Raw genomic sequence first — 26,487 nt, forward strand, 5'->3', positions numbered from 1 at the left:
CCTCCCTACTTAGCCATTCGTACAATCTTGGGAGTAAAACTCCCCAAAACCGACACCAACTCCTCCTGAAGACGCATCACTTTCTGAATGTCCTTATAAGCCATAGGAGCTTCATCAACCGACCCTCCTAATAACTCCACACCCTTATTCTCCAAATCTGCAAACATCTCACTGCGGCTGATCGTATCCTTGCATTCGCCACGCGATTTGACACGTCCGGCCCCGTGGGAGGCAGAATTTAAGCTCAACGGATTTCCCTTCCCTTCTACAATATAACCCTGAGCCGTCATCGACCCTGGGATAATTCCTAGAACACCTTCGGACGCCGGCGTTGCACCCTTGCGATGCACGATACATTCCTTTCCATCCACAAACTCCTTCCAAGCAAAATTGTGATGATTTTCGATTGTCAGCACCGCTCGTTTTCCCAATACCTTTGCCAATCTACGATGAATATCATCATGACAGGCCTTAGCGTAGTCGCCCGCTAGGTTCATTGCAGTCCAATACTCTTGTCCGTCGTGGGTATCCAGATCTAACCAGGCTAAGTGTTGTACTTGCTTAGGAAGTGGACACTGCTTTTGCGCCAGATAGGTATAATGCTTCGCAATGTTAGCGCCCAAGCCACGAGAACCTGAATGCGAAAGAACCGCCAAATATGATCCTTTGCTGAGCTTCCAATCTGATCGATCTTCATACAAATCGACTATTCCGAATTCCACAAAATGGTTTCCTCCGCCAGAAGATCCCAGCTGTTTATAAGCTTTGTCCTTTAGAGATTTCAACAGTGGTATTTCCTGAAATGCTGCATGCGAAAAGATCTCGTGATCTGCTCGCGACTTATGCGTTTCATAGAGTCCAAAAGCTGTATTCTCTTTCAGGATATTACGCAATTGGAATCCCCTGCCTTTCAAATAAGTGGCGGGAAAATCGAAGATGGATAGACTCATTCTGCAGCCAATATCAACGCCTACCCCATAAGGTATAACCGCGTTATCCGTCGCTAAGACTCCGCCGATCGGCAGACCATAACCTGCATGCGCATCCGGCATCAGCGCCCCCTGCACCGCGATAGGAAGTTTTAAAGAGTCATAGAGTTGACGCTTTGCCAATTCGTCAATCTCATTCTCTCCGAAAATCTCAAAGGGAACACGATGTGTTCGCAATTGATGCATTCTGACTTCTACCGGTTTGATCAAGCCTTCAGCAACCTTTCCCCAAGTTCCATGTCCCATGTATTTTTCAGGAAACAACAATACTTGTTTGGCTTCCTGTAATATTGTTTCTTTTTTATCGCGCTTGCGATATCGCGATATCTGCCCTAGCGCAATATTTATCGCGTTATTCTGCGGAAAACCCAATTTAATTAGGTCTTTCCCAGAAAGTTTATTTCCCATTGTAATAAAAATTGAATTGAATATTCCGGTTGATCCTGTAGATTGAAAGATCAAACAAAGACCATCCGATTTAAAATGACGGGCTTTTTAAATAAAACTTTCTTAGTTCCGTTACGTCGCTCAATACCTAATTAAATCTCAACTTTCATTAAGGAACAACCAAGTGCTAGGCAGAATAAGATTAATAAGATCTTTTTAAGAAAAAAGCACGAAGCAAGCCACAGCAAATCCATTTGCTGCAAACGCTCGAGAAGTTGGGGTACTTACAAACATATCTTCGTCTTTTTTAAAGGGTTAAAAATATTTATCGGGGCCAAAAGTAAAATATCCTTTTAGTTTATGCAAATTATTTTTTCGTCTTGTAGCTAGTCATAGAAAAACTGATCGACAAAATACCATAGTATTTCCTTCTCTGAACCTAAGCGATTTAGGATGCGATCCCAGGTTCTAGAAGAAAACTCGACACGATTACCAAAGCTGTCGGAATAAGACCATTTGTCGAAAATATCCTTCCTCAAAGTGGCTTGATTGCCGTCTTCTGTGTATTCTAAATCACCGTGTATATTTCGTTTGATGCTGGATGTACTGCCCTTGCTTTTGTCCCTCACAAATTCATGTCCGAAGATATCAGTTCCGCTCTCCCGCTCATTACCACGGTTATCTTTCGTGATGATCGTTCCGAAAATATCGATGGAATAGAAAGACTCATATCCTTCTATTCCTATTCTGCCAGATCAACTCTTGAAAAAACTTTTGCTGCGCATCTTTACTATTCAGAATACCAGGCATAAATCTACCGAGATATTTGTTCTCAAATTTCTCATGATTTTTTCTAGAATCGGAAAAAACTAAATCGCCAAATACGTTTTTCTCCAGGCTTGCGCTGTAGGAATCTTTGTTGGATTTAAAAAGTAGAGTCCCAAAAATATCGGTTTCATAACGCCCATGTTGAGCAAAGGATAAACTTACGGCAAAGACAAAAGTTAGGATAAGGAGTAGCTTTTTCATAACGAACAATTTAACAGTTTGAATTGGTAATAAGAAAAAAGTTTAAAGCTTAACGAAAATTTAATGTTGATGTTTTTTAGGTGGATTAGTGTGGGAATGGGGTGATGATTGATGGTTTGGATTGGAAATGAAAAAAGGCAAGAGAAGACTTGCCTTTTTTTAACTATTCTTTAATACTTTCAAACTATTCGGAATCACTAATGATTACGAATAGCACTGATTAACTCAGACTTAGACATTTTGGACCTTCCAGTTATCCCAATTTCTTTTGCCTGGCTCATAAGTTCTGTTTTCGAACGATCTTCCAATTTCTCAGATTTATGATCTAGCGTTCCTGCCTTTTGCGCATTAGCAATCCTTGCTGCTTTCTCTGTACTCATTCCCTCTTTTTTCAAAGCTTTATAAGTATCTTCTTTCTTAATACGCGGATTTTTCTTGTCTGGCATAGCAATTAAAGTGTTGATTCTGTATGTAGAACACTCAACGAGCAGAATCGTTGAAATAAACCAACACCCTACTGCTTAATCAAATAAGCCATATTCTTCACAATATTACGATGTTTTGCAACAAATGGATTCTCCTTATTCCAAACATAGCCAGCCAACACCGCACATATCTTTTGCTTTACATCTGGATTTTCCGGACGATGGTAAAACAGCTCTTGCAGGTTTCCGGTATACCATTCCTTCACATAGGTCGTAAACACATCGATACCGAATTTCATATATGCAGAATATTCCTGATCCCAATCAATAACCTCACCTTCCAATTGGCGCTTCGCCAATTTTGCAGCCAAAATTCCCGACTCCGTCGCGAAGCAGACACCCGAAGAGAATACAGGGTCTAAAAACTCCGTGCTGTTGCCTGTCAATGCATAACCAGCACCATGGAATTGCGATACTGCCACAGAATAATTCGTTAGGCGAATCGGGTCAAATTCATAGGGTAAGCCGCTGAAGCGAGCCACATAGTAATCCGATAACTTAATTGCTTCCTGTATTGCCTCATGGTTATCCATGCTGGCAGAGAGCTTATTGATATACTCTGTTGGCCCCACAATGCCTACGCTTGTTTTACCATTAGAGAAAGGGATCACCCACAGCCACACTTCAGTTTCTATAATATCGAAGGAAATCTGTGTCCCTTCTACGCCATCTGGACGACGAACATCATCGATATGCGTAAAGATAGCAGAGTGATAATCTAATTTCGATGGCATTTCGAGCTTCAGTAGACGTGGCAACACTCGTCCGTATCCACTACAGTCGATCACGAATTTTGCAGAGATAGTTGATAGTTTACCGGCCTTATCGCGAACGGTCGTTAACGAATCAGTGCCATCGAATGATACATCCAAAACCTCCGTTTCAAAGGCAATGTCCACCCCCTTTCGTTGTAATTCATCCGTCATTGCCTTATCAAAATCCGCTCTAGGAATTTGCCAGGTCCAGTCCCAACCTTCACCAAACTTATCACTAAAGTCAAATACGCAGTGTTCTTCCCCGCGAATAAAGCGAGCACCTGGCTTCTTCTCGAATCCATAGGAATTCAATGCTTCTAGAAGTCCCGCCTCTTCAAAATGATCCATAACTCTGGGAATCAAGCTTTCGCCTACGACAACGCGCGGAAACTTTTGCTTTTCAACAACTTTGATGTTCACGCCGTGTTGCTGCAAATACCCTGCGGCTACTGCACCACTAGGTCCCGCACCAATGATCAGGACGTCAACAATTTCGTTTTCCATAGCTGTAAATAATATTTAAATTCTATTTTTGCGGTACAAAAATTTGTTCCAAAATTACATACATTTAGAACAATTAAAAGAGAAGAAACTAATTATTTTAAATGAAAACCATAAACGATTATCTAACGATTAAAGAGTTTAACGAAGTTCTATTTGAAAACAAAAAAATAGAGATAAGCAAAGAGCTAATCGACAGAGTAAACAATTGTTATGATTTTTTACAAAGCTTCTCGAAAAACAAAGTCATTTATGGTGTCAATACCGGCTTCGGCCCGATGGCACAATATCGAATCCAAGAACAAGATCAATTACAGCTTCAATATAACCTGATTCGAAGCCACTCCTCCGGAACCGGGCAACCGCTTTCGGCAGAACATGTAAAAGCCAGCATTTTAGCGCGCTTGAACAGCCTTTCGTTAGGAAAATCAGGAATTCACATCTCCGTTATCGAACTGATGCGCGAGCTGATCAACCGAGATATTACTCCATTGATCTTTGCACATGGAGGTGTTGGCGCAAGTGGTGATTTAGTGCAATTAGCGCATTTGGCCTTAGTGCTGATTGGAGAAGGTGAAGTGTTTTATAGAGGCGAGCGCCGAGAAACTAAAGCTGTCTTCCAAGAACTGGGCTTAACCCCTATTGAGATTAAATTGCGCGAAGGCCTTGCTTTGATCAACGGCACTTCGGTAATGACGGGAATAGGCATTGTAAATACGTACAAAGCACAGAAATTGATCGACTGGTCGATCAAGGCTTCCTGCTTTATCAATGAGTTGGTTCAGGCATATGACGACCACTTCTCGGTAGAATTAAATCAAGCCAAACTCCACGAAGGGCAACGGGATGTGGCTCAAGCGATGAGAAATCATTTGGCAGATAGCCAACTGATCAGACGCAGGCATGAGCACCTTTACAACGGAAATAATAGCGAAGATATTTTCAAAGAAAAGGTACAGGAATACTATTCTCTACGATGCGTTCCTCAAATTCTAGGACCAATATTCGATACTGTCCGCAGTGTGGAAGCAATCTTAGAAAAGGAGATCAATTCGGCGAATGATAATCCTATTGTCGATGTCGCAACACAGCATGTTTACCATGGTGGAAATTTCCACGGCGATTATATTTCCCTAGAAATGGACCGCTTAAAGCTTGTCGTGACTAAGCTATCCATGCTAGCGGAACGACAACTTAACTATTTGTTAAACTCGAAGATCAACGAGTTGCTGCCTCCTTTCGTAAATTTGGGGAAACTTGGATTTAATTTCGGTATGCAGGGCGTCCAGTTTACCGCAACATCAACAACTGCGGAAAACCAAGCTTTGTCGACTTCCATGTACGTACATAGCATCCCGAACAATAATGACAACCAAGATATCGTCAGCATGGGAACAAATGCCGCAGTTATCTGCAGTAAGGTAATCGAAAATTCTTTTGAGGTACTTGCAATTGAATGGATTACGATTGCACAGGCGGTAGAAGCTCTTGACATTGAGGATCGATTAAGCTCAGCATCGAGGTCCGTCTATCGCGAATTGAGAGAGCTAGTGCCGGTCTTCAAGGAGGATATCGTGATGTACCCTATTGTTAATAATGTAAAAGAATATCTAATTAAATAATTATGAATCTAAAACACGTACTTGCTATTGCTGCACTATTCGCCTCCCAATTCGGGTTTGCTCAAGAGCTCGCTCAAGTTACTTCCAATAAAAAAGCTGGTTTTATCAACAAATCCGGAGATGAAGTTATTGCTTTGCAATTTGAAAAGGTTGGTGATTTTAATGATGCTGTAGCGCCGGTTTTACAGAACAAAAAATGGGGATTCATCGATGAGCAAGGCAACTGGGTCATTGAACCTACATTCGATCGCGTAAAAGCATTTGACCATGGAGTTGCTGTAGTTGCGCAAGGGAGCACTTGGTTCTATATCAACAAAAAAGGTGAACGATTAAACCTGGTATCAACCGATAAAATCTATGATTTTGAAGATGGCCTTGCTTTCTTTAAACAGAATAACAAGATAGGCATCATTTCTCCTGATGGCAAGGAAGTTTTAGCCCCAAAATACGACTTGATTCGCAAATTTGACGGCGATTATGCCCGCGTAAAGAATTTTGAGCGCTGGGGTATTATCGATAAATCGGGAAAAGAGGTTATACCAGCCGACTATAATGAAATTGGAAATTACATGAATGGATCGGCTTATGCTAAAAAAGGAACACAGTTTGGCGTAGTCGTTCAAGGCGAGTTTAAAGGCTTGGAAGCTGTAGACAAAATCTGGGATTTTTCAACAGATGGTCTAGCCTACGCACGCAAGAACAAGAAAATAGGTTTTATTGATACAAAAGGTAATTGGGTCGTAGAACCTCAATACGATAAGGCTCGTTCTTTTGTAAACGGCCTAGCACCGGTTTACAACGGCTCTAAATGGGGATATATCGACACGAAGGGCAATCTAGTTGTTGAATATCAGTTTGAAGATGCTGAGGTATTCAGCAACGACGGACTAGCTCCGGTAAAAGTTGGAAAAAACTGGGGATTTATCGATAAATCCGGTAAATTAGTTATACCCGCGCAATATAGTATCACCGCATTCGGTTTGGATATGTTTGATGCGGACAGCAAAGGCTTCATCAATGGTGTGGCTCGAGTTAAGTTCAACAAAACTTGGGGCTTTATCGATACAGAGGGTAATGTAGTTGGAAAGTGGTATGATAATGCCGAACTATTTAGCAAATAATGGCAGAAACAAAAAAGTATGCAATAGTGACTGGTGGGTCTCGTGGAATCGGGCGAGCAATTTGTAAAAAAATTGCCGAGGATACAGACTACCATATCTTAATAAATTATCATTCAAACGAGTCTGCAGCATTGGAAACCCTAGCAGAGGTTAGAGCCGCTGGTTCGGATGGTGAAATCATTAAATTCGATGTCGGCAATGCGGAAGAAGTGAAGTCGGCATTGGCGGCATGGGAAGAAAAGAACCCGGACGCTTTGGTTGAAGTAATCGTTAATAATGCCGGACTTACTAGAGATGGCCTTTTTATGTGGATGCCCCTACAAGATTGGAACGATGTGATCCAGACTAGTTTAGGCGGGTTTTATAACGTAACGAACTTCTTTATCCAGAAATTACTGCATAATCGCTATGGCCGGATTATCAATATGGTTTCAGTTTCTGGAGTCAAAGGAACTCCCGGTCAGACAAATTATTCAGCAGCGAAAGCCGCAGTTATCGGGGCCACCAAAGCCCTAGCTCAGGAAATTGGAAAGCGCAACATTACCGTAAATGCTGTTGCACCGGGCTTTATCAATACCGATATGACTGCAGAAATGGACCAGAAAGAACTGAAGAAGATGATTCCGGTTAACCGTTTCGGGGAAGCTGAGGAAGTTGCGGATTTAGTGTCATTTTTAGCATCAAAAAAATCAAGCTATATTACAGGAGAAGTTATCAATATCAATGGAGGGATTTATTCATAAAGGATGAATAACAGAGTGGTGATTACAGGGATGGGAATCTATAGCTGCATCGGAACTAGTCTCGATGAAGTTAAGACATCGCTATACGAAGGCAAATCGGGGATTATCTTCGATCAGGAACGTAAGGAATATGGATTTCGCTCGGCTTTAACGGGCAGCGTCCCTAGCCCGGAGCTTAAAGCGCTTCTACATAGACGGCAGCGCGTCACGATGGGCGAAGAAACCGAATATGCCTACCTCGCTACTTTGGAGGCATTGCGCGAAGCGGACATTCCTATTGAGGCTTTCAACGAGCGTGAAATTGGCTTGATCTATGGAAACGATAGTGTTTCTAAAGCTATCATTGATGCGACCGACATTGTGAGGGAGAAAAAAGATACCGCCTTAATTGGTTCCGGTGCTATCTTCAAATCCATGAACTCCACGGTGACCATGAACCTTTCCACAATCTTTAATATCCGCGGAGTCAATATGACGATTTCTGCGGCCTGTGCCTCTGGCTCTCATGCTATAGGCTTGGGGCATATGATGATCAAAAATGGACTGCAAGATTTGGTAATCTGTGGAGGAGCACAAGAAATCAATAAATATGCAATGGCAAGCTTTGACGGCTTAGGTGTCTTTTCTGCAAAAGACGAAGACCCAACGAAAGCCTGCCGCCCATTTGATGCTAACCGCGACGGACTGGTTCCAAGTGGTGGCGCAGCAACGGTTATTCTCGAAAGTTTGGAAAGCGCATTAAAACGCGGCGCTCCTATTTTTGCAGAAGTTGTGGGCTATGGCTTCTCTTCCAATGGAGGTCATATCTCAACTCCAAACGTTGAAGGTCCGGCATCAGCCATGCGAAAAGCTTTGGAACAGGCCAATATGGATGCTTCGGAGGTTGAATATATCAATGCCCATGCAACGTCGACGCCTGTAGGCGATGCCAACGAAGCGCAGGCCATTGATGAAGTCTTTGGTGCCACTCGCCCATTTGTCAGTTCAACAAAATCGATGACAGGACATGAATGTTGGATGGCTGGCGCCAGCGAAATTATCTACTCTACTTTGATGATGAATCACGGTTTTATAGCGCCGAACATCAATTTCGATACACCGGACGAGTATTCCTCAAAATTGAATATCGTGACTGAAACGAAAAATCAAGATTTTGGTGTATATTTGTCCAATTCTTTTGGATTTGGCGGAACCAATTCTGCTATGATCGTGAAGAAGTTCAAATTATAGTGGAAATGAATATTGAAATTGAAGACATCGTCAACAAAATAAACGAAATCTTAGTGGAAGAGTTCGAGGTTGATGGAGATGTAATTGCTGCCGACAAAAATTTAAAAGAAACGCTAGACTTAGATAGTTTGGACTATGTGGATTTGGTAGTGATTATTGAATCTAATTTCGGCGTTAAATTGGTTGAGTCTGATTTTGCAGATGTCGTTTCCTTTCAAGATTTTTACAACCTAATTGAAAAGAAAATCTTGGCTAAACAAGATTAAAGATGAGCCAATGGGACGGTAAATCCAAGGGTACCTTATTGGGTTACCAAATTTTCGTCAACATTATTAAGAAACTTGGTGTCAGAGCTGCATATGGATTGTTGATTCCGGTAGCACTGTATTATGTTTTAGCCTATCCCATGACTGCCAAGGCTATGTTTTACTACTATAGAAAACGTCAAGGCTTTCCATTTATTAAATCAATACTCGCACTCTACAAGGGATATTTCGTATTCGGTCAGGTTTTGATCGATAAATTCGCACTATTTGCCGGACTCCGTAATCGATTTACCTTTGATTTCGATGGTATAGATATACTAAAACAACTCCTCGACGAGAAAAAAGGCGGAATTTTAATTAGCGGTCATATCGGGAATTTCGAGATTGCAGAGAAGTTCTTCGCAGATATAGATCTCAACCAGCAAATTCACATTGTTGCAGCCGATCAAGAACGGACAGTGATTAAAGACTACTTATCCAGTATTTCTAAAGAAAATTCGCAAATCAACTTCATACATATCAAAGAAGATATGTCGCATATATTCGAAATTTCAGCAGCATTGGCGAATAATGATCTCATTTGTTTAACGGGAGATCGCTATTTTGATAACTCTAAAACAATGTCTTCGGAACTATTGGGGGAAGATACACATTTCCCTGCAGGCACTTTCATGATTGCCTCGCGCCTGAATGCGCCGATTGCTTTTGTGTATGTAATGAAAGAACCCAATCTACATTACCATTTATATACGCGTAGGGCCCCTGCTGTAAAACACCGGGACGCGCAAGCGGTTTTAAATGCTTACACGCAAAGTATGGAGCAAATGCTCAAGAAATATCCGTATCAGTGGTTTAATTTTTTCGATTTTTGGAAAGCAGAAAACAAGGAATAATCCCAGCTTTATTTCCTTAATATTCAAACCTTTTTACTCGAACAGGGTCAAAGTAAGTAGAACCAGATTTTTCGCATGCGATGTCCGCAACACTGACAAAACTGCTCGATTAACTTAGATTTTACTATTTTAGCGGGCCAATCAAACGTAGAATAATGGATCAGCAGCTCGAATTTCCCATTAATGACCAGCGTATCATTTACCAATGTATACCGCAGCGTCCTCCGATGGTAATGGTCGATGGCTTGTTAGAATACCATGTTGAGGGCATCGTAGCAACTTTCACGGTGAACCCTGATAACATTTTTCTGAAAAACGAATACCTTCAAGAAACCGGAATTATAGAGCATATGGCCCAGTCTGTTGCCTTGCATACTGGATTTGGCTATTACCTTCGTCGCGAACAGGCGCCGATCGGCTATATTGGGAGCATCAGTAACTTAGAGATTTATCAATGTCCGAAAGTACATCAGCAAATCAAATCAGAAGTAACCATATTGCAAGAATTTTCCGGTGTCACCCTGGTAGAGATAACAAGCAAAGTAGAGCAGACAATTATTGCTACAGGACAAATGAAGACGGTAGTAGCAAAATAATTTTCTTCACAGAAAAAGCTAATTGGATTGCCTACTTTTGTAAGCATACTGGCGAAAGCCAATATCAAGCTATGAATAGACGAAAAGAACGATTTAAAACCGATAAGATTTTACAGCATACGGAACACTTTAAAGTTAAGTTTAACGAAACTGATGCTTTGGGTATTGTATGGCATGGCAATTATATCGGCTACTTCGAAGACGGTAGAGAGGCCTTCGGCCGGCATTACGGAATATCTTATAAGGATATTCAACAAAACGGATATGCCACACCTATTGTTAAAGTTCTTAGCGAACATAAAAAGCCCCTTAGATATGCAGACGATGCCTATATCGTGACGACCTATGTCGATTGTGCTGCGGCAAAGATGATCTTCAACTTTGAAATCTATAACAGCCAAGATGAATTGGTATGTACGGGAGAGACTGTTCAGGTTTTTACAGACTTTGATAACAACCTCATTTTGTCGATCCCTCCTTTTTTAAAGGAATGGAAAAAGAAAGTGGGGATGTTATGAAACAAGCCTACATTCACGAGTCCAATATAATCAGTCCGCTGGGCTTTACTACGGACGAAAACTTCGAAGCTGTACGCGCCGGAAAGACCGGTATTCAAAAGCTTAAGCTGAACGGCATCCTCGATGAAGTTTTTATTTCATCGATAAATGAGGATCAAGTGGAGGCTTTATTTGCTCGTCTCAGCCTAACAAGCGCGTCGTCGAGAATAGAGAAATTGGCTATTGCTGCTCTCTTTCCTTTGATTCAAGACAGAAAATCTTTAGAAAATAGTTTACTAATCGTTTCGACTACGAAGGGAAATGTCAAAGCCCTCGCGGAAAATGATACTGAGGCCAGCGACATCCCAACTTTAGCAAAAAATATCGCAACCTATTTTGGTTTCCAAAAAGAGCCTTTAATTGTCAGCAATGCCTGTGTTTCGGGCCTAATGGCTCTTTCCATAGCGAAACGCTATTTACAATTGGGATTATTTGAAGATGCCTATATCGTTGCTTTTGATGAGGTTTCAACATTTGTACAATCAGGGTTTAATTCTTTTCAGGCGGTTAGTTCAGAGGCCTGTCGCCCCTATGATCAGGATAGATCCGGTGTTAGCTTAGGCGAAGCTGCTGTTGCCTGTCACGTCTCAACGGAGAGGCAATCGGATAGCGTAAGAGTTGCAGGAGATGCGAATATAAACGATGCCAACCATATTTCTGGGCCTTCCAGAACAGGCGAAGGTTTGTTTCTAAGCATCCAAAAAGCATTAGATGAAGCTCAGTTACGCGCTGAAAACATTGATTATATTGTTGGACATGGAACCGCTACAATCTATAACGATGAAATGGAAGCAATAGCTTTCAATCGTGCGGATCTGTCGACAGTACCACTTGCCAGCTATAAAGGGAACTACGGACATACATTGGGCGCTTCAGGTCTTTTGGAGTGTGTACTTTTAGTAGAATGCATGCGAAGAAACCTGTTGTTACCCAGCAAAGGATTCCAAGTGCTAGGAACCTCACAGCCAATTGAGGTTTTGACAGCGGAACGGAAGTGCGATATTCGAGTGGCCTTAAAAACAGCGTCAGGATTCGGTGGAACAAATACCGCAATAATACTCTCAAAGGATTAGGGATGCAGAAGATCAGCCAATATATAGCTATCCGTGATAATAGGGTTCTTTGGAATGACAACGTAGTTTTCGAAGGACAGAGTTCAGATTTTAAGGACTTCGCTAAAGAACTATATCAGCATCTAGAGATTAATTATCCGAAGTTTTACAAGATGGATAATTTATGTAAATTAGCCTTTTTAGCGTCAGAAATAGCATTAACAAACAATGAGGAAGAGGATATTGCACTGGTATTCTGCAATAAGGAAGGTAGCTTGGACTCCGATCTACAGCATCAGAAGCTCATAAGCAATTTAGACAACTTCTACCCTAGCCCAGCGGTGTTCGTTTACACACTTCCCAATATCAGTATCGGCGAAGTGAGTATTCGACATCAATTGAAATCGGAAAGCATGTTTTTACTCGCCGACAGATACCAATCGGAATACATCGCTCCATACTGCGAGCTTCTGATAAATAGCAGCAAGGCCAGTAAAGTACTCTGCGGATGGCTAAAAATGATAAACGGAGACTATCAGGCCAACTTTTACTTGGTTGAACCTGAGGGAATCTTAGAACATAACATAGAAAACATAGATCAGATTATAAATAAATAATAAGGATGGCGGAATTAAAGAATCTGTTAAAACAACAGATAATTGAGGTGTTAAATCTGGAAGATATTAGTGTGGCAGATATTCAAGACGATGACGCCTTATTCGGGGATGGACTTGGATTAGACTCCATAGATGCACTAGAACTAATTGTACTGTTAGATAAGCAATATGGTATCAAACTTGCCGACCCTAAGCAAGGCAAGGAGATCTTTGCCTCGATTAATACGCTAGCGGCTTTCGTCGAACAAAACCGTACGAAGTAAAAAAATGCCGATCGGAGTCGCTATAACCGGAATGGGTATTGTTTCGTCGATAGGTCTTTCTGTCGATGAGAACTTCCAATCTTTAGTAAACAGACGAACCGGCATCTCCTATCTAGAGAACTTCCAATCTAAACATGCAGGTCACATTAAGGTTGGCGAAATAAAAGTGAGTAATGAGGAATTTCAAGATCGCTTAAACCTTCCGTTAGGTCATAGCTTTACCAGGACGAGCCTTTTAGGCGCCTATGCCGCAAAACAAGCGATTGTAGATGCAGGAATCTCTGACATTAATTCGGTTAGAACAGTATTAATATCTGCAACTAGCGTAGGCGGCATGGATACGACCGAAAAACACTTCAAAGACTTTCAGGATCAAGCTGCATTGCAGAAATTCATCAATAGCCATAATGTTGGTGATAGTAATAATAAAATTGCGGATTACTTGGGAATCCGGGGAATGGTAACAGGTATATCTACTGCTTGTTCATCCGCGGCTAATGCCATCATTTTGGGATCTGCACTCATTGAAACCGGTCGTTTAGACCGAGTTATCGTCGGCGGAACGGATGCACTAAGTAAGTTTACTATCAACGGTTTTAATAGCTTAATGATCCTCTCTGACACGGATAACACACCCTTCGACCAAGACCGCAAAGGTTTGAATCTCGGAGAGGCAGCGGCATATTTGGTAATCGAATCTGAAGAACAAGTACAAAAAGAAAATAAGCAGGTATTAGCCTACCTCAGCGGTTATGGCAATGCAAATGATGCTTACCATCAAACAGCTTCCTCCGAAACCGGCGAAGGTGCTTACTTAGCTATGGAGAAAGCGCTGAAAAAAGCAAACTTATTAGCAAAGGATATTGATTATATCAATGTACATGGCACAGCTACCGCTAATAATGACCTCTCAGAAGGAAGAGCATTGCTTAGAATATTCGATAAAGTTCCGGAATTTAGCTCTACCAAGTCTTTTACTGGCCATACTTTAGCGGCTGCAGCAGCAATTGAAGCAGTATACAGCATCTTAGCTTTACGAGCAGGAATGGTATTCCCTACGCTGAACTTTAAAACCAAGATGGAAGAATTTGAGCTTGTGCCAACTACGGAACTCCGCGAAAAGAACATCAACCATGTACTTTCTAACTCATTCGGCTTTGGGGGCAATTGTTCATCTCTCATTTTTTCAAAAGGTTAAGGATGAAATGTTATATTAACGGTTTAGGATCAATAGGAATCCAATCATTAGGTTTTAATGTGTGGAGTGATGAGCCCTGCATGATTAATATCAGTAACAAAGTGGCGCATCCCTCCTATAAAGAACTTATTCCTGCGGGAGCATTAAGGCGAATGTCGGCATCTGTAAAGATGGGAATTTATGCTGCGCACCAAGCAATGCAAGAGGCGCATGTGAACTATCCGGATGCCATTATCACCGGGACTGGTCTAGGTTGTCTTCAAGACTCTGAGAAATTCTTAGACGCCATGATTGAGAATGATGAAGAATACCTCACGCCAACTTCCTTTATTCAATCGACACATAATACCGTCGCAGCACAGATTGCTCTGCAATTATGCTGCAAAGCCTATAACTTCACCTATGTAAATGGAGCAAACTCCTTCGAAGCGGCCTTATTTGATGCAATGCTACAAATAGCTAGTTTCGGAGCCAATTCAGTACTCGTAGGTGGCATTGATGAGACTTCAACTCAATTTGATCGCTTATTTCAGCTTTCTGGGCTTTATAAAACAGAAGGGGCATCGATAGATTTCAAAAAACCAAGCAGTTCGGGCGCCTGTTTAGCAGAAGGTGCTAACTTTTTCGTTCTTTCGAATGAAAGACAACAGGAGTCATACGCTCAATTGGTTGATGTGCATTATTTCAATCGACCTCAGGAAACGGTTCTTTCTGAAGTTGAAGGCTTTCTAGGAAAGAATAGCCTTCAAATTGAGGATATTGATCTTGTTTTCTTAGGCTATAATGCAGACAGTCAAGATCAAGGGTTCTTTGAAACATATGCATCGCTATTTCCTGCAAGCTCGCATGCCTACTATCAGCATTTATCTGGTTCTTTCTTTACGGCATCGGCTTTTGGCTTAAAACTAGCTGCTGAAGTCCTGAAAATTCAACAGCTACCATCAAACATCATCTACAACGATATTAAACCTAAGCAGCTTAAAACTATCTTATTAATAAATCAATCGCGAGGAGTTGACAATAGCTTAGTGCTTATTCAATCATGTTAAAACACCAGTACATTCGAATAGTCATTGTAATTGCTTGCGTTGTTGCAGCAATTGGCTACTTGTATGATTATTGGAGTATATTCTTCTTCGTCATTGTCGCATTCATTGGGTTAGGCTTAACCGTGTGGGGAGTCTTTGATATCCGTTTAGGCTATTTTGGCAAAATTCACTTCAAAGCTAGCGAACAGAGGACAAACTTGGTTTCACTGACCTTCGACGATGGCCCCTGCCCCTACACCGAACAAGTGCTCAATTTACTGGATCGATACGAAATGAAAGCAACTTTTTTTTGTATCGGTCAGCAAGTGTTGAAATATCCTGAGATTGCGAAGAGAATAATAGATAGCGGACATAGCATAGGTAATCATAGCTTCACACATCGAAAAGATATTGCTTTTTCTAATGCCGCTGAGATGGCGACGGAGATAAAGCTTGCCGATGATGCTATTACGAAGATTACGAAATCTGTTACGCCCATGTATCGCCCTCCTTTTGGAGTGACTAATCCGAATGTGATTAAAGCATGCAAGGCCACCAATAAGGAAATCATAGGCTGGAGTATTCGCTCGCTAGACACGGTGATTAAAGATGAGAAAAGGATATTGAACCGCATCGTACCGAGAATAAAGCCCGGTGATATTGTATTACTCCATGATACCTCGGAGCGCACTATCAATGTGCTGGAACAGTTGTTGATTAAAATGAAGGATATGAATCTACAATCTATACCAGTGGATAGATTACTAAAAATAGAAAGAAATGGGTAAGTTGAAAGGACTATTTATAATATCATTCTTGTTGATTACAGTTACGAGCTTTGCTCAAACAAAGATGAGCACGGCAGAGGCTGCAACCTTTAAGAGCAATGTAGAGAAGCAAGCGCAAAAGATTAGCAGTATCACAGCTAATTTCGAAGCAAGTAAATATGTATCCGTGCTTAAAAAGCCTGTAAACTCTACAGGAATTTTCAGACTGAAGGGTAAAAAGCTACTTTGGCGTTATGATGCCCCACAGCAGAATGCGATGCTTTTTGATCAGGACAAGCTCTACATGAAAGACGAGAAGGGCAAGAAATCAACCATAGACTTAAATAAGAATCGTAGATTTCGTCAGTTGCAAAGCTTAATGACGGAGACCAATACGGGCAATGTCTTCGATGAAACGAACTTCAACATCAGCTTTTTGAAGAATGGATCAGATAAACTAGCGATCTTAACCCCAAAGAATAAAGACATAGCAAGATTTATTAAGCAGGTGGAACTGACCTTTAGCAATAATGAACATACTGTATCTGAAATCAAGATTGTGGAGAAATCGAATGATTATACGCTATTCAAGTTGAAAAACAAGAAATTTAACAGCAGTATTAGCGATAGCGAGTTTAAATTGTAATTTTGTTTACCGACTAGAAACGTTTGACCTCTATGCTGATCCCTGATTTTTATACCGTACTGCAAAGTAATCTTAGCGAGACGCAAGTCGATGCTCACATAAAACTAAATGCAGAGCACCCTATATTTCAGGGGCACTTTCCTAATAACCCGGTTACACCAGGGGTCTGCATGCTACAAATATGCAAGGAGCTGACTGAATCAGCTACTAATAAAGCGCTAAAGATGAGCTCTTGCAAGAATATAAAGTTCACAGCATTAATCAATCCTTTTACGGATCCTGAGCTGCAGATTAATTTAGCTATTAAATCTGACTCGACCTCTTATAAGATCAGCGGCACAGCCTATTACGGCGATACTCTAGCGATCAAAATATCAGCTCAATTAACCGCTTAATGATGTTGGAAAGCTTGGGAGTTAATCATCGTGTTTGTGTCATTATTCCGACCTACAACAACGCTAAAACGTTGAAAAGAGTCGTTGATGGTGTATTGCAGCATATAGACCATGTATATGTTGTTAATGACGGCAGTACAGATGCTACGTCGAGTATCCTTACTCAATATAATGATATTGTAATCATCAATCAGCCGAAGAATCAAGGCAAGGGCAAAGCCCTGCAAGCAGGCTTTAGGCAAGCCCTTGAAGATGGATTTGATTACGCAATAACTATAGATTCTGATGGACAGCATTATCCGGATGATATCCCTGTTTTTCTTGAAGAGCTCTCCAAACACAGCGAACCGGTCTTATTGATCGGAAACCGCGACATGGAACAGGCCGGTATCCCCGGAAAAAGCAGTTTCGGCAATAGATTCTCGAACTTCTGGTTTTGGTTTGAAACAGGAATTCGATTGGAAGATACCCAATCCGGATATCGCATGTATCCACTCAAGCATCTCCCGAAAAAACTTTACACCAATAAATTCGAGTTCGAGATAGAAATCATTGTTCGAACAGCATGGAACGACGTATTGGTAAAAAATATTCCGGTAAAAGTACTTTACGACCCAGCGGAGCGCGTATCGCACTTTAGGCCATTTAAGGACTTCACGAGGATATCCATCCTCAATACGGTACTCGTATTGATTACCCTACTTTACATCAAACCACGTAATTTCTTTCGAAAGCTAAAAAAAAAAGCTTTAGCAAATTCCTAAAAGAGGATATCCTACAAACTCAGGATACCGATGAAGTCAAAGCGATGTCGCTCGCTATGGGGGTGTTTATTGGAATAATCCCAGCCTGGGGTTTTCAAACATTCCTATGTATCAGTATCGCCGTAGCATTACGCTGGAATAAAGCATTAGCATTTCTGGGATCAAACATTAGTATTCCGCCATTTATCCCCATTATCGTATTTCTAGCCCTGCACATTGGCAGTTTCATCATTCCAGCAGACCAACCTATCCATCTTGATTTCGACCATCTCAATATGGAGGCTATCAAAATTCATCTGTTGCAATATGTGCTCGGGAGTTTTCTTTTAGCTATTTTTGCTTCCATCAGCATAGGTTTGATATTTTACTTGATCCTTAAATCTGCTAGCCGAAAAGCAAAGAAACATGTCGAATAGTTTTTATTCCATTTATAAACTCATCCAAAAGCACCCAAAGATCGCATTGCTTAGCGCAATGCTTTTCCTGATTGCTTCCGTAATGGTCATTAAAAACATCCGATTCAATGAGGATATCAATAAAGTAATTCCTATCGATGATTCAGCGGCGACCGCCACCAACATCATACAGCAGATGTCTTTCACGGATAAGATCTCCGTAATCTTCAGTAAAAATGAAGAAGCCACCGATGATGACCTAAAGGATGCAGCACAAGCCTTTCTAGATACGGTAGCCCAATACGAGCATTTTTACCACAACATTCAAGGCACCTTAGATGAGGATTTATTCAATCGCTCCTTCGAATTGGTTTACACGCATTTACCCGTGTATCTTGACGATAAAGACTATGCTACTATTGCGCAAAAACTACATAAAGACAGTATCAGAAAACAAGTCGATCAAAACTATGCTACCCTAATGGGCAGTGGGGCATCTTTTATGAAAGAAATCATCGTTAAAGACCCGCTACAGATATCTTTTCTCGCCTTAAAAAAACTACAGCAATTTCAGGGAGGAACAGATTATGTTTTTGAAGACGGCTTCCTGTTCTCCAAAGACAGGTCCAAACTCTTTCTGTTCATCAACCCGAAATTTGGAGGTGCTGAAACAAAGAATAATGAAGTGTTTGTAGACAGTCTTAGAGGAATTCAAAAGGCCTTAAATCAAGAATTTAAAAATGTAGAGACCTCTTATTTCGGCTCAGCTTTTATCGCGGTTGCCAATGCGAAGCAGATAAAACACGATATCCTAACGACTGTAGCTATCTCGGTCAGCCTGCTCATGCTGATGCTGATCTTCTACTATAGAAACTGGTTAGTCCCTTTGATTGTAATGATTCCCTCCGTGTTTGGTGGCTTATTAGGCATTATCTGCCTCTACTTTATACGATCGGAAATCTCTGCGATATCACTGTCCATCTCAGCCATTCTTATCGGTATTACGATCGATTATGCCTTACATTTCCTTACGCATTCCAAAAGCAGCGCTAATAAGAAAGAGCTATTCCGAGACGTCTCTCGCCCTTTATTGATGAGCAGCTCAACAACCGCTATAGCCTTCCTGTGTCTGCTATTTGTTCGATCGGAAGCATTAATGGACTTAGGAATATTTGCCAGTATCGCTGTTGTAGCCACTGCAGTATTTACGCTCATTATCCTACCTCATGTCTATCAGGGAAAGGAAATAAAACATGCCCACATCATTGACCGGGTCGCGCAATATCCATTTGAAAAGAATAAGCTACTGATTGGTTTTTCGCTTTTGCTCATCATCATAAGCATTTTCACTTATCACAAAGTGAGTTTTGACGGCGACCTCTCTAAGATAAACTATATCCCGAAAGATCAACAAGAAGCCGAAAAAGCGCTTAATCAAGGGCAGGAAATCTTGAAAAACCTGTTTATTGTCAGTTATGGAGATCAAGAAGCTGATGTATTAGCCAATAGTCAAGCGCAGTTAAGCCAACTACAGGACAACAGGAGCATCAGCAGCATCCAATCTATCAACAGCCTCGTGCCCAGCATAGACGCCCAGCAGGAAGCCATAGCGCGGTGGAATGCGTTTTGGACAAGCAGCAGAAAACAAACTACGATTAGTGAAATTGAACAAACAAGCATTGCTAAAGGCTTCGTAGACCAAACGCACCAACCTTTTTATGAAGCATTAGATCGCGAGTACACAACGATCAGCCTACAGGATATCGAAGATTTTGATCCTCAGTTCTACCGCGAATTCGTTCATGGCGATAATAGTCAGTACATTATTTCTACACTGATTTCCCTAGCGCCGGAAGATCGAGATCAATTTGTTAAATCCTTTGAAGAAAGCAATAAAGGAAAAAACAATATAATAATCGATAGACAAGCTTTAAATGAGCAATATTTGGGCTACCTTATCAACGATTTCAATAGCTTGGTGAGCTATTCCTTCCTCGCGGTAATCTTCATTCTATTCTTTTTTTATAAGCGAATTGAGCTAGTTATCGTTGCATCCATTCCAATTGCATTGACGGGCTTTATTACAGCGGGTATCATGGGACTTCTGAACGTCCCATTTAACATCTTCAGCACGATCGTATGCACGCTTGTATTTGGACATGGTATCGACTTCACGATATTTATGACCAGTGCGCTGCAGAAACAATACACGAACGGTAAAGATGAAATGCCTATCTATAGAACCTCCATTATTCTTGCCGTGTTGACGACTATATTGGCCATTGGAGCACTCATCTTTGCTAAGCACCCAGCGTTGAAATCCATTTCATCCATTGCGCTTATTGGGGTCAGCGTTGCTGTATTAGTTACATTTGTCCTTTACCCTTTATTATTTAAATTCCTGTTTTTTAATCGGATCAAGAAAGGTCTATCTCCTATTAACTTGGGGCTGCTGTTACAGAGCATCTTCCTTTTCTCCTACTTTGCTATTGCAAGTGTATTCGTTTCTGTCCTCATCCGATCTTTGTTCTGGATACTACCGATGTCCAAGTTGAAAAAGCAAGTTCTATTCTCAAAATGGATGTCCCTATACATGTCCTCAGTACTTCACTTAAAACATCAAGTGAAGAAAAGAATGTACCATATCGACCGTATTGAGAACAGACGCCCAAGCATATTGATCGCAAACCATAGTTCATTCTTAGATAGCCTGAGTATGGGTATGCTGCATTCCAATATAGTTTATCTAGTCAACGACTGGGTTTACAACTCTCCCGTATTTGGCCGCGCTGTACGCTTTTTAGGTTTTCTACCTACCTCAGCAGGCATCGAAGGACAAACGGACATGCTAAAAGAACGCATAGGAAGTACGTTCTCTGTTGTCGTATTTCCGGAAGGCACACGATCCAATACCTCGGAGGTCCATCGATTCCATAAAGGCGCATTCTTTCTATCCGAAGAATTACAGATGCCAATTACCCCAGTTTTCCTTCATGGTAATGCTGAAGCGCTACCCAAAGGCGATTTCATCATATACGACGGCCTAGGCGATATACACGTAGGCGAGCCAATCGACCCAGATAATCCTCAATTCGGTGTCGGCTATGCCCAACGCGCCAAGAACATTGCTCGTTATTTCAAAGAAACTTATAAACAGATCAGGCTCCGCCAGGAAGATGAAAACTATTTCAAAGCTAAACTACACTTAAATTACCTGTACAAAGAAGGAGATATACTAAGTCACGTAAAACTTGATTTCAAAAAACATAAGAAGCTATACCATAAATTGTTTTTAGAAATAGAGGAGAAGGCAAGGATAGCACATATCACAAGCGACTACGGTCAAGTAGACTTCCTGCTTGTGCATCAGTTTGCCGCACGAAAGCTTATCACCTTTAACAGCAACCCGGAGCATCGCGATATTGCGAAGGCAGGTTTTATCGTCAATAAATTCCACATCCAATATGTAGATCAGCTGGAAGCACTATGGAACAATCAGGAGGTGCTTTTGCTCTCTGCTATTTCCCAATTTGATATAGAAATCCCTACACATATACAGAAGATCATTGTTCTTTGCGCTGATATTAGCGAAGATTTTGTAAATTTCTCGCTGCGTCATCAAGAAGCAAATTACCGCGTATATCTTAGAAATGAAGGAAACTAGACGTTTTGATGTTGTTGTTATGGGAAGTGGACTTGGCGGTCTAGTGACAGGACTGTTGCTTGCGAAAGCAGGAAAGAAGGTCTGCATCCTCGAAAAAAACAACCAATACGGCGGCAATCTGCAAACCTTTGTTCGCGACCGAGAAATCTTCGACTCCGGTGTCCACTACATTGGATCGCTCGCTGAAGATGAGAATCTAGGCCAGTATTGGAAATACCTAGGTGTTTTAGATCAGATTCAATTTGAACGAATGGATCTCAATCAGTTTGATGTAATCCGTTTCAAAGACGATCCCACAGCATATCCACAGGCACAAGGCTACGAAAATTTCATCCTACAACTTAGCAATCACTTCCCTGAGGAAGAAAAAGCTATTCGGAATTATATAGAAACGGTCAAGCGCTACTGCGCGCAATTTCCCTTATACGAGCTTAAAGAAGGCTTTGGTTATGATGAGGATGTTATGCGAGACAGCTGTCTCGATATCATTTCATCGCTGACCCAGAACGAGAAACTGCAAGCCGTCCTCTTGGGAAACGGCTTCCTTTATGGTCTGCACGCCGATTCGCCGTTTTACATGCATGCATTAATCGTAAAATCCTACATTCAGAGCGCATGGCGATGCATACGTGGCGGGAGCCAGATCAGTAAAGCATTCACGAAGCAATTGCGCTTGCATGGTGCAAAACTTTATACCTATCAGGAGGTCGAGGCTTTGAACTTTGACGGGGATAAGATCAAAAGCTGTGAGACCAAGGACTTCATTTATGAAGCGGAAACCTTTGTCTCGAATTTAAGCGTTTTAAAGCTCTTTAAGCTATTTGATGACTACAATTACCAGAAGCCTTATATTAAGCGCCTAGAAAGCTTAAAAGAAGGCCCATCTGCATTTTCAACCCATATAGTACTTAAAGAAAATACGGTTCCGTATTTTAATCATAATATTTATCATTTCGATGAGCCAGCCGACGCCTTGAGTTATGAAGACAATTGGAATGGCGACAGGCCCAAATCCGTCATGATATCCTGTACCCCGCAACATGCGAATCCAAAATACGCCAGCAGTATTTCCGTGTTGACCTATATGGATTTCAAACAGGTGGAGCAGTGGGAAGATACGCGCAACACGGTCGCGGAGCCCTTACATCGTGGTAACAGCTACGACGAATTCAAGAATAGAATTTCTAAAGAAATGATCGACATATTGTCGTTATACTTCTTTGAAATTCAGAAAAATATTAAATCCATATATACTTCTACTCCACTCACCTACCGCGACTATATCGGCACACGACGGGGTGCAATGTATGGAATAGAGAAGCATGCATCGAACCCTTTGGCGAGCATGATATCTCCAAAAACCAAGGTGAAAAACCTATATCTAACCGGACAGGATGTTCGTTTGCATGGTATCCTCGGAGTAACAATCAGCGGCTTTATGGCTGCAGGTGAAATACTTGGAAGAGAAGAGTTCTTCGATCGTTTTCTAAAATCTGTACGAAATGTGTAGAGCCTTCTGTCTTTTCCTAATCTTATTTCTCCTCTCTTCTTGCGGGTCGATCAAGAATCTTAAAAAAGAAAGCGCAAGATTTCAGCAAGAATTTGACAGTATTAATGTTAGGCTAGAAAGCGAAGACCAATTAAGTCAATCTCCTTATGGAAACCTACAATTGCGCCTAAAAGGGAATGATTTTGAACTAGGCTACAAAAAAGGCTTGATTACCAAACCTTTCTTACAGCATCAGGAGGATGTTTTTTTTCAGAAAGTTGCAGAATTTGTGCCGAAGCCAAGACGACAGCGCTTGTTGATGAAGTTTTTAAAATGGTATCACCGTGATATCCTGCAGGATATACCCCTCAACTATCGAAAAGAGATATATGGACTATCCAGACACGCTGGAAATAAATACGATTATGTAGGCAGCAAATACGAAAGAAGCCTACTCCTACACGGTGCACACGATATCGGTCATGCCATGCAGGACCTCATGCTCGTTGGTTGTTCCAGCGTGGCGCTATGGGGTAGCAAAACCGAAGACGGCAAACTACTGATCGGTAGAAATTTCGACTTCTATGTCAACGACGCATTCGCTGAAAACAAAATTATTGAGTTTATTGCCCCCGACGAGGGTTACAAATATGCAGCTGTCTCATGGCCAGGAATGATAGGTGTCGTATCGGGAATGAATGAAAAGGGACTGACTATCACGCTTAATGCCGGCAAATCGAGTATTCCGCTTCGCGGAAAAACGCCGATCTCAATCGTTGCACGCGATATTTTGCAGCATGCACAGAACATCGACGAAGCCATACAAATCGCAAAAGGCTTTGAAGTTTTTATATCTGAATCTTTATTGATTGGTTCTGCGGAAGATAACCGAGCGGTCAACATTGAAATAAGTCCCAAGCAATTCGATGTATTCGAAGTAAACAATGATATTCTTTTCTGTACCAATCATTTTCAATCGCCCAGCTACACAAAAGATAAAAGAAACAAAGCACATATATCCAGTTCCCACAGCCAATATCGCCTCGATAAACTGGAGCAATCTTTCCCCAAGAAAGGAACCTATCAGCCTGGAGATATTGCCAAGGTATTGCGCGATGCAACAGGCTTGAATAATGAAGATATAGGTTATGGAAATGAGAAAGCACTGAACCAACTTCTAGCCCACCATGCGGTAATTTTCAAACCTGACGAGCTGTTAATGTGGGTCTCGAATAACCCTTATCAACTTGGAACATTTGAAGCCTATGATCTTCGCAAAGTATTCCAAAATGAAAAGCCAATTGAGGCGATCAAAGAACTAGAGATAACGGCAGATCCGTTTCTAAAAACGAAAGCCTTTGTTGATTTTCAGCAATTCAAAGGCTTACTCCCTATAATCGAACGGGCTACGAAAGCAAAACAGGAAATCTCAGATAGCGATCTACTGCTATTAGAAAAATCTAATCCCAACCTTTGGTTCACACATCAAGTTTTGGGAGACTACTATTTTAAACATCAAAACTGGGAAAAGGCCAGCCATTATTACGAAATTGCACTTAGCAAAGAAGTGAGTTCTGAAAAAGCGAAAGAGTACCTGCAGAAACAACTTCTAAAAGCAAGAAAGAAACTATGATTCCAAAAATAGAGACCCAAGAAAAGTCAGAAATAATAGCTTTCCAAAACGAACTGTTAAGAAAACAAATCGCTTATTTGATGGCGAACTCCCCTTTCTATCAGCGAAAATTTAAAGCGGAAAACATACAACTTGACACCATTCAGTCTATCGAAGACCTGTCTAAAGTTTCCGTAACGACGAAAACCGACTTACAATTATTCAATGATGACTTGCTCTGTGTCCCTAAGAAGGCGCTCAGAGACTATTCGACCACTTCCGGTACGCTGGGTGACCCCGTAACTTTTGGACTAACTGACCAGGATCTGGATCGCCTTGCCTACAATGAGATGCTTTCTTTCGAATGTGCTGGCGTAAAAGAAGGGGATCTGGTACAACTAATGACGACTATAGACCGCCGTTTTATGGCCGGCATGGCTTATTTCCTTGGTCTGCGAAAACTCGGAGCAGGTATCATCCGAGTTGGGGCAGGCGTGCCTCCACTGCAATGGGACTCTATCCTGCGCTACGAACCAAAATATCTTATCGCTGTACCTTCTTTCATCCTCAAGATGATAGAATATGCGGAAGAGAATGATATTGATTATAGAGCATCTTCCGTCAAAGGTGTAATCTGTATTGGCGAGTCGCTACGCACTGCCGACCTACAACCTACGCTTTTGGCGAGTAAAATACAGGAAAAATGGCCTATCGAGCTCTATTCGACCTATGCTTCTACAGAAATGAGTGCCGCATTTACGGAATGTGATGCCTTTCAAGGAGGGCATCAGCACCCGGAGCTTATCATTACCGAAATACTGGACGAAGACGATTTGCCTGTACAAGAGGGCGAATTAGGCGAGCTTGTTGTGACTACGCTGGGCATCGAAGCTATGCCTTTGTTGCGCTTTAAAACTGGCGACCTTGTAAGAAAATATAGCGCTCCCTGTTCCTGCGGGCGAACAACGGATAGATTAGGCCCCGTAGAAGGCAGAAAACAACAAATGATAAAATATAAGGGAACTACCCTCTATCCGCCTGCTATGCATGATGCTGTAGCACATTTCAGCGAAGTGAAATTGCACCTGATCGAAATATCATCGAATGAAATCGGAACAGATGAAATCCTGATTCGCATATTCGCAACGGATAGCTCCGAAGAATTTGCTAGCAAATTGAAGGACTATTTTAGAGCCAGACTACGTGTCACTCCTCACATCAGTTTTGAAGATGAAGCGACATTACAGAAGATAATTTACAATCCACTTAGCCGAAAACCTATCGCCTTTATTGATAATCGATAGATTATCGTTAAAAATTGTTAATAAAGGATGTTCATGAAACGAAAGGCACTTGAATTGCGTTATGTATATAAAGCAAAAGTAATAAGAGTAAAAATTTCATAATTTAGGTTAATAATTGG

The 26,487-nt window shown here is 41.4% G+C and carries 27 protein-coding genes; 22 read left to right on the forward strand and 5 right to left on the reverse strand.

The window, feature by feature from the left end:
• Window positions 1-5: 5 nt before the first annotated feature.
• The 5 genes from B2400_RS05620 to B2400_RS05640 form a co-directional block, all read right to left on the reverse strand.
• A complete protein-coding gene (locus B2400_RS05620) occupies window positions 6-1,397 on the reverse strand; it encodes an RtcB family protein (protein WP_293931700.1) in 1,392 nt (463 codons plus the stop codon).
• Between the two features lie 365 nt (window positions 1,398-1,762).
• Window positions 1,763-2,005 carry a hypothetical protein gene (locus B2400_RS05625; protein ID WP_293931702.1) on the reverse strand — a complete coding sequence of 81 codons (243 nt, stop codon included), beginning with the start codon at window positions 2,003-2,005 and terminating at the stop codon, window positions 1,763-1,765.
• A gap of 97 nt (window positions 2,006-2,102) precedes the next feature.
• Window positions 2,103-2,405 (reverse strand): hypothetical protein, encoded by a 303-nt coding sequence (locus tag B2400_RS05630; RefSeq protein ID WP_293931704.1) that lies wholly within the window; start codon window positions 2,403-2,405, stop codon window positions 2,103-2,105.
• A 197-nt stretch (window positions 2,406-2,602) separates the two neighbouring features.
• The gene (locus B2400_RS05635; protein WP_149526521.1) at window positions 2,603-2,851 is read right to left on the reverse strand and encodes a DUF7218 family protein; all 249 of its coding nucleotides are present in this window, start codon (window positions 2,849-2,851) and stop codon (window positions 2,603-2,605) included.
• Between the two features lie 68 nt (window positions 2,852-2,919).
• Window positions 2,920-4,149 carry an NAD(P)/FAD-dependent oxidoreductase gene (locus B2400_RS05640; protein ID WP_149526522.1) on the reverse strand — a complete coding sequence of 410 codons (1,230 nt, stop codon included), beginning with the start codon at window positions 4,147-4,149 and terminating at the stop codon, window positions 2,920-2,922.
• 101 nt (window positions 4,150-4,250) lie between these two features.
• On the opposite strand from B2400_RS05640, the gene B2400_RS05645 reads away from it, so the two are divergent.
• The 22 genes from B2400_RS05645 to B2400_RS05750 all read left to right on the forward strand — a co-directional run bounded on the left by B2400_RS05645 (window position 4,251) and on the right by B2400_RS05750 (window position 26,368).
• Window positions 4,251-5,768: an HAL/PAL/TAL family ammonia-lyase gene (locus tag B2400_RS05645; protein WP_293931708.1), complete on the forward strand. Its 1,518-nt coding sequence runs from the start codon at window positions 4,251-4,253 to the stop codon at window positions 5,766-5,768.
• 2 nt (window positions 5,769-5,770) lie between these two features.
• The gene (locus B2400_RS05650; RefSeq protein WP_149526524.1) at window positions 5,771-6,889 is read left to right on the forward strand and encodes a WG repeat-containing protein; all 1,119 of its coding nucleotides are present in this window, start codon (window positions 5,771-5,773) and stop codon (window positions 6,887-6,889) included.
• The gene (gene fabG / locus B2400_RS05655; protein WP_149526525.1) at window positions 6,889-7,632 is read left to right on the forward strand and encodes a 3-oxoacyl-ACP reductase FabG; all 744 of its coding nucleotides are present in this window, start codon (window positions 6,889-6,891) and stop codon (window positions 7,630-7,632) included. The genes B2400_RS05650 and fabG overlap by 1 nt, the downstream gene beginning before the upstream one ends.
• Window positions 7,633-7,635: 3 nt before the next feature.
• Window positions 7,636-8,862 (forward strand): beta-ketoacyl-[acyl-carrier-protein] synthase family protein, encoded by a 1,227-nt coding sequence (locus B2400_RS05660; RefSeq protein ID WP_149526526.1) that lies wholly within the window; start codon window positions 7,636-7,638, stop codon window positions 8,860-8,862.
• Between the two features lie 5 nt (window positions 8,863-8,867).
• Window positions 8,868-9,128, forward strand: a complete 261-nt coding sequence (locus B2400_RS05665) for an acyl carrier protein (RefSeq protein WP_223110810.1) — start codon at window positions 8,868-8,870, stop codon at window positions 9,126-9,128.
• A gap of 2 nt (window positions 9,129-9,130) precedes the next feature.
• Window positions 9,131-10,021: a lysophospholipid acyltransferase family protein gene (locus tag B2400_RS05670; protein WP_149526527.1), complete on the forward strand. Its 891-nt coding sequence runs from the start codon at window positions 9,131-9,133 to the stop codon at window positions 10,019-10,021.
• A gap of 155 nt (window positions 10,022-10,176) precedes the next feature.
• A complete protein-coding gene (locus tag B2400_RS05675) occupies window positions 10,177-10,617 on the forward strand; it encodes a hypothetical protein (RefSeq protein WP_260042320.1) in 441 nt (146 codons plus the stop codon).
• 71 nt (window positions 10,618-10,688) lie between these two features.
• On the forward strand, window positions 10,689-11,135 hold the full coding sequence (locus tag B2400_RS05680; RefSeq protein WP_293931715.1) for an acyl-CoA thioesterase: 447 nt from the start codon (window positions 10,689-10,691) through the stop codon (window positions 11,133-11,135).
• Window positions 11,132-12,247: a beta-ketoacyl synthase N-terminal-like domain-containing protein gene (locus tag B2400_RS05685; RefSeq protein ID WP_293931717.1), complete on the forward strand. Its 1,116-nt coding sequence runs from the start codon at window positions 11,132-11,134 to the stop codon at window positions 12,245-12,247. Before B2400_RS05680 ends, B2400_RS05685 begins: the two co-directional genes overlap by 4 nt.
• A 2-nt stretch (window positions 12,248-12,249) precedes the next feature.
• Window positions 12,250-12,843 carry a hypothetical protein gene (locus B2400_RS05690; protein WP_293931719.1) on the forward strand — a complete coding sequence of 198 codons (594 nt, stop codon included), beginning with the start codon at window positions 12,250-12,252 and terminating at the stop codon, window positions 12,841-12,843.
• A gap of 5 nt (window positions 12,844-12,848) precedes the next feature.
• Window positions 12,849-13,106 carry a phosphopantetheine-binding protein gene (locus B2400_RS05695; protein WP_260042315.1) on the forward strand — a complete coding sequence of 86 codons (258 nt, stop codon included), beginning with the start codon at window positions 12,849-12,851 and terminating at the stop codon, window positions 13,104-13,106.
• Between the two features lie 4 nt (window positions 13,107-13,110).
• Complete coding sequence (locus tag B2400_RS05700; RefSeq protein ID WP_293931721.1) at window positions 13,111-14,304, forward strand: beta-ketoacyl-[acyl-carrier-protein] synthase family protein; 1,194 nt, start codon at window positions 13,111-13,113, stop codon at window positions 14,302-14,304.
• A 2-nt stretch (window positions 14,305-14,306) separates the two neighbouring features.
• On the forward strand, window positions 14,307-15,353 hold the full coding sequence (locus tag B2400_RS05705) for a beta-ketoacyl synthase chain length factor (RefSeq protein WP_286650668.1): 1,047 nt from the start codon (window positions 14,307-14,309) through the stop codon (window positions 15,351-15,353).
• Window positions 15,347-16,120 carry a polysaccharide deacetylase family protein gene (locus tag B2400_RS05710; protein ID WP_293931724.1) on the forward strand — a complete coding sequence of 258 codons (774 nt, stop codon included), beginning with the start codon at window positions 15,347-15,349 and terminating at the stop codon, window positions 16,118-16,120. Before B2400_RS05705 ends, B2400_RS05710 begins: the two co-directional genes overlap by 7 nt.
• Window positions 16,113-16,745 carry a LolA family protein gene (locus tag B2400_RS05715; protein ID WP_293931726.1) on the forward strand — a complete coding sequence of 211 codons (633 nt, stop codon included), beginning with the start codon at window positions 16,113-16,115 and terminating at the stop codon, window positions 16,743-16,745. Before B2400_RS05710 ends, B2400_RS05715 begins: the two co-directional genes overlap by 8 nt.
• Before the next feature lie 32 nt (window positions 16,746-16,777).
• Window positions 16,778-17,140, forward strand: coding sequence for a 3-hydroxyacyl-ACP dehydratase (locus tag B2400_RS05720; RefSeq protein ID WP_149526537.1), 363 nt, complete (start codon window positions 16,778-16,780; stop codon window positions 17,138-17,140).
• Window positions 17,140-17,904 (forward strand): glycosyltransferase family 2 protein, encoded by a 765-nt coding sequence (locus B2400_RS05725; protein WP_293931729.1) that lies wholly within the window; start codon window positions 17,140-17,142, stop codon window positions 17,902-17,904. The genes B2400_RS05720 and B2400_RS05725 overlap by 1 nt, the downstream gene beginning before the upstream one ends.
• Window positions 17,905-17,948: 44 nt before the next feature.
• Window positions 17,949-18,320: a DUF2062 domain-containing protein gene (locus B2400_RS05730; RefSeq protein ID WP_246172245.1), complete on the forward strand. Its 372-nt coding sequence runs from the start codon at window positions 17,949-17,951 to the stop codon at window positions 18,318-18,320.
• On the forward strand, window positions 18,310-21,963 hold the full coding sequence (locus tag B2400_RS05735; protein ID WP_293931732.1) for a 1-acyl-sn-glycerol-3-phosphate acyltransferase: 3,654 nt from the start codon (window positions 18,310-18,312) through the stop codon (window positions 21,961-21,963). Before B2400_RS05730 ends, B2400_RS05735 begins: the two co-directional genes overlap by 11 nt.
• Entirely contained in the window at window positions 21,950-23,473 is a 1,524-nt protein-coding gene (locus B2400_RS05740) for a phytoene desaturase family protein (protein ID WP_149526539.1), read from the forward strand. The genes B2400_RS05735 and B2400_RS05740 overlap by 14 nt, the downstream gene beginning before the upstream one ends.
• Window positions 23,466-25,085, forward strand: a complete 1,620-nt coding sequence (locus B2400_RS05745; protein WP_293931735.1) for a C45 family autoproteolytic acyltransferase/hydolase — start codon at window positions 23,466-23,468, stop codon at window positions 25,083-25,085. The genes B2400_RS05740 and B2400_RS05745 overlap by 8 nt, the downstream gene beginning before the upstream one ends.
• Window positions 25,082-26,368 (forward strand): phenylacetate--CoA ligase family protein, encoded by a 1,287-nt coding sequence (locus tag B2400_RS05750; RefSeq protein WP_293931737.1) that lies wholly within the window; start codon window positions 25,082-25,084, stop codon window positions 26,366-26,368. The genes B2400_RS05745 and B2400_RS05750 overlap by 4 nt, the downstream gene beginning before the upstream one ends.
• Window positions 26,369-26,487: the final 119 nt, after the last annotated feature.

Origin of the sequence: Sphingobacterium sp. UBA6645 (genome assembly GCF_002455685.1) — a bacterium.
Taxonomy (GTDB): Bacteria; Bacteroidota; Bacteroidia; order Sphingobacteriales; family Sphingobacteriaceae; genus Sphingobacterium; species Sphingobacterium hotanense.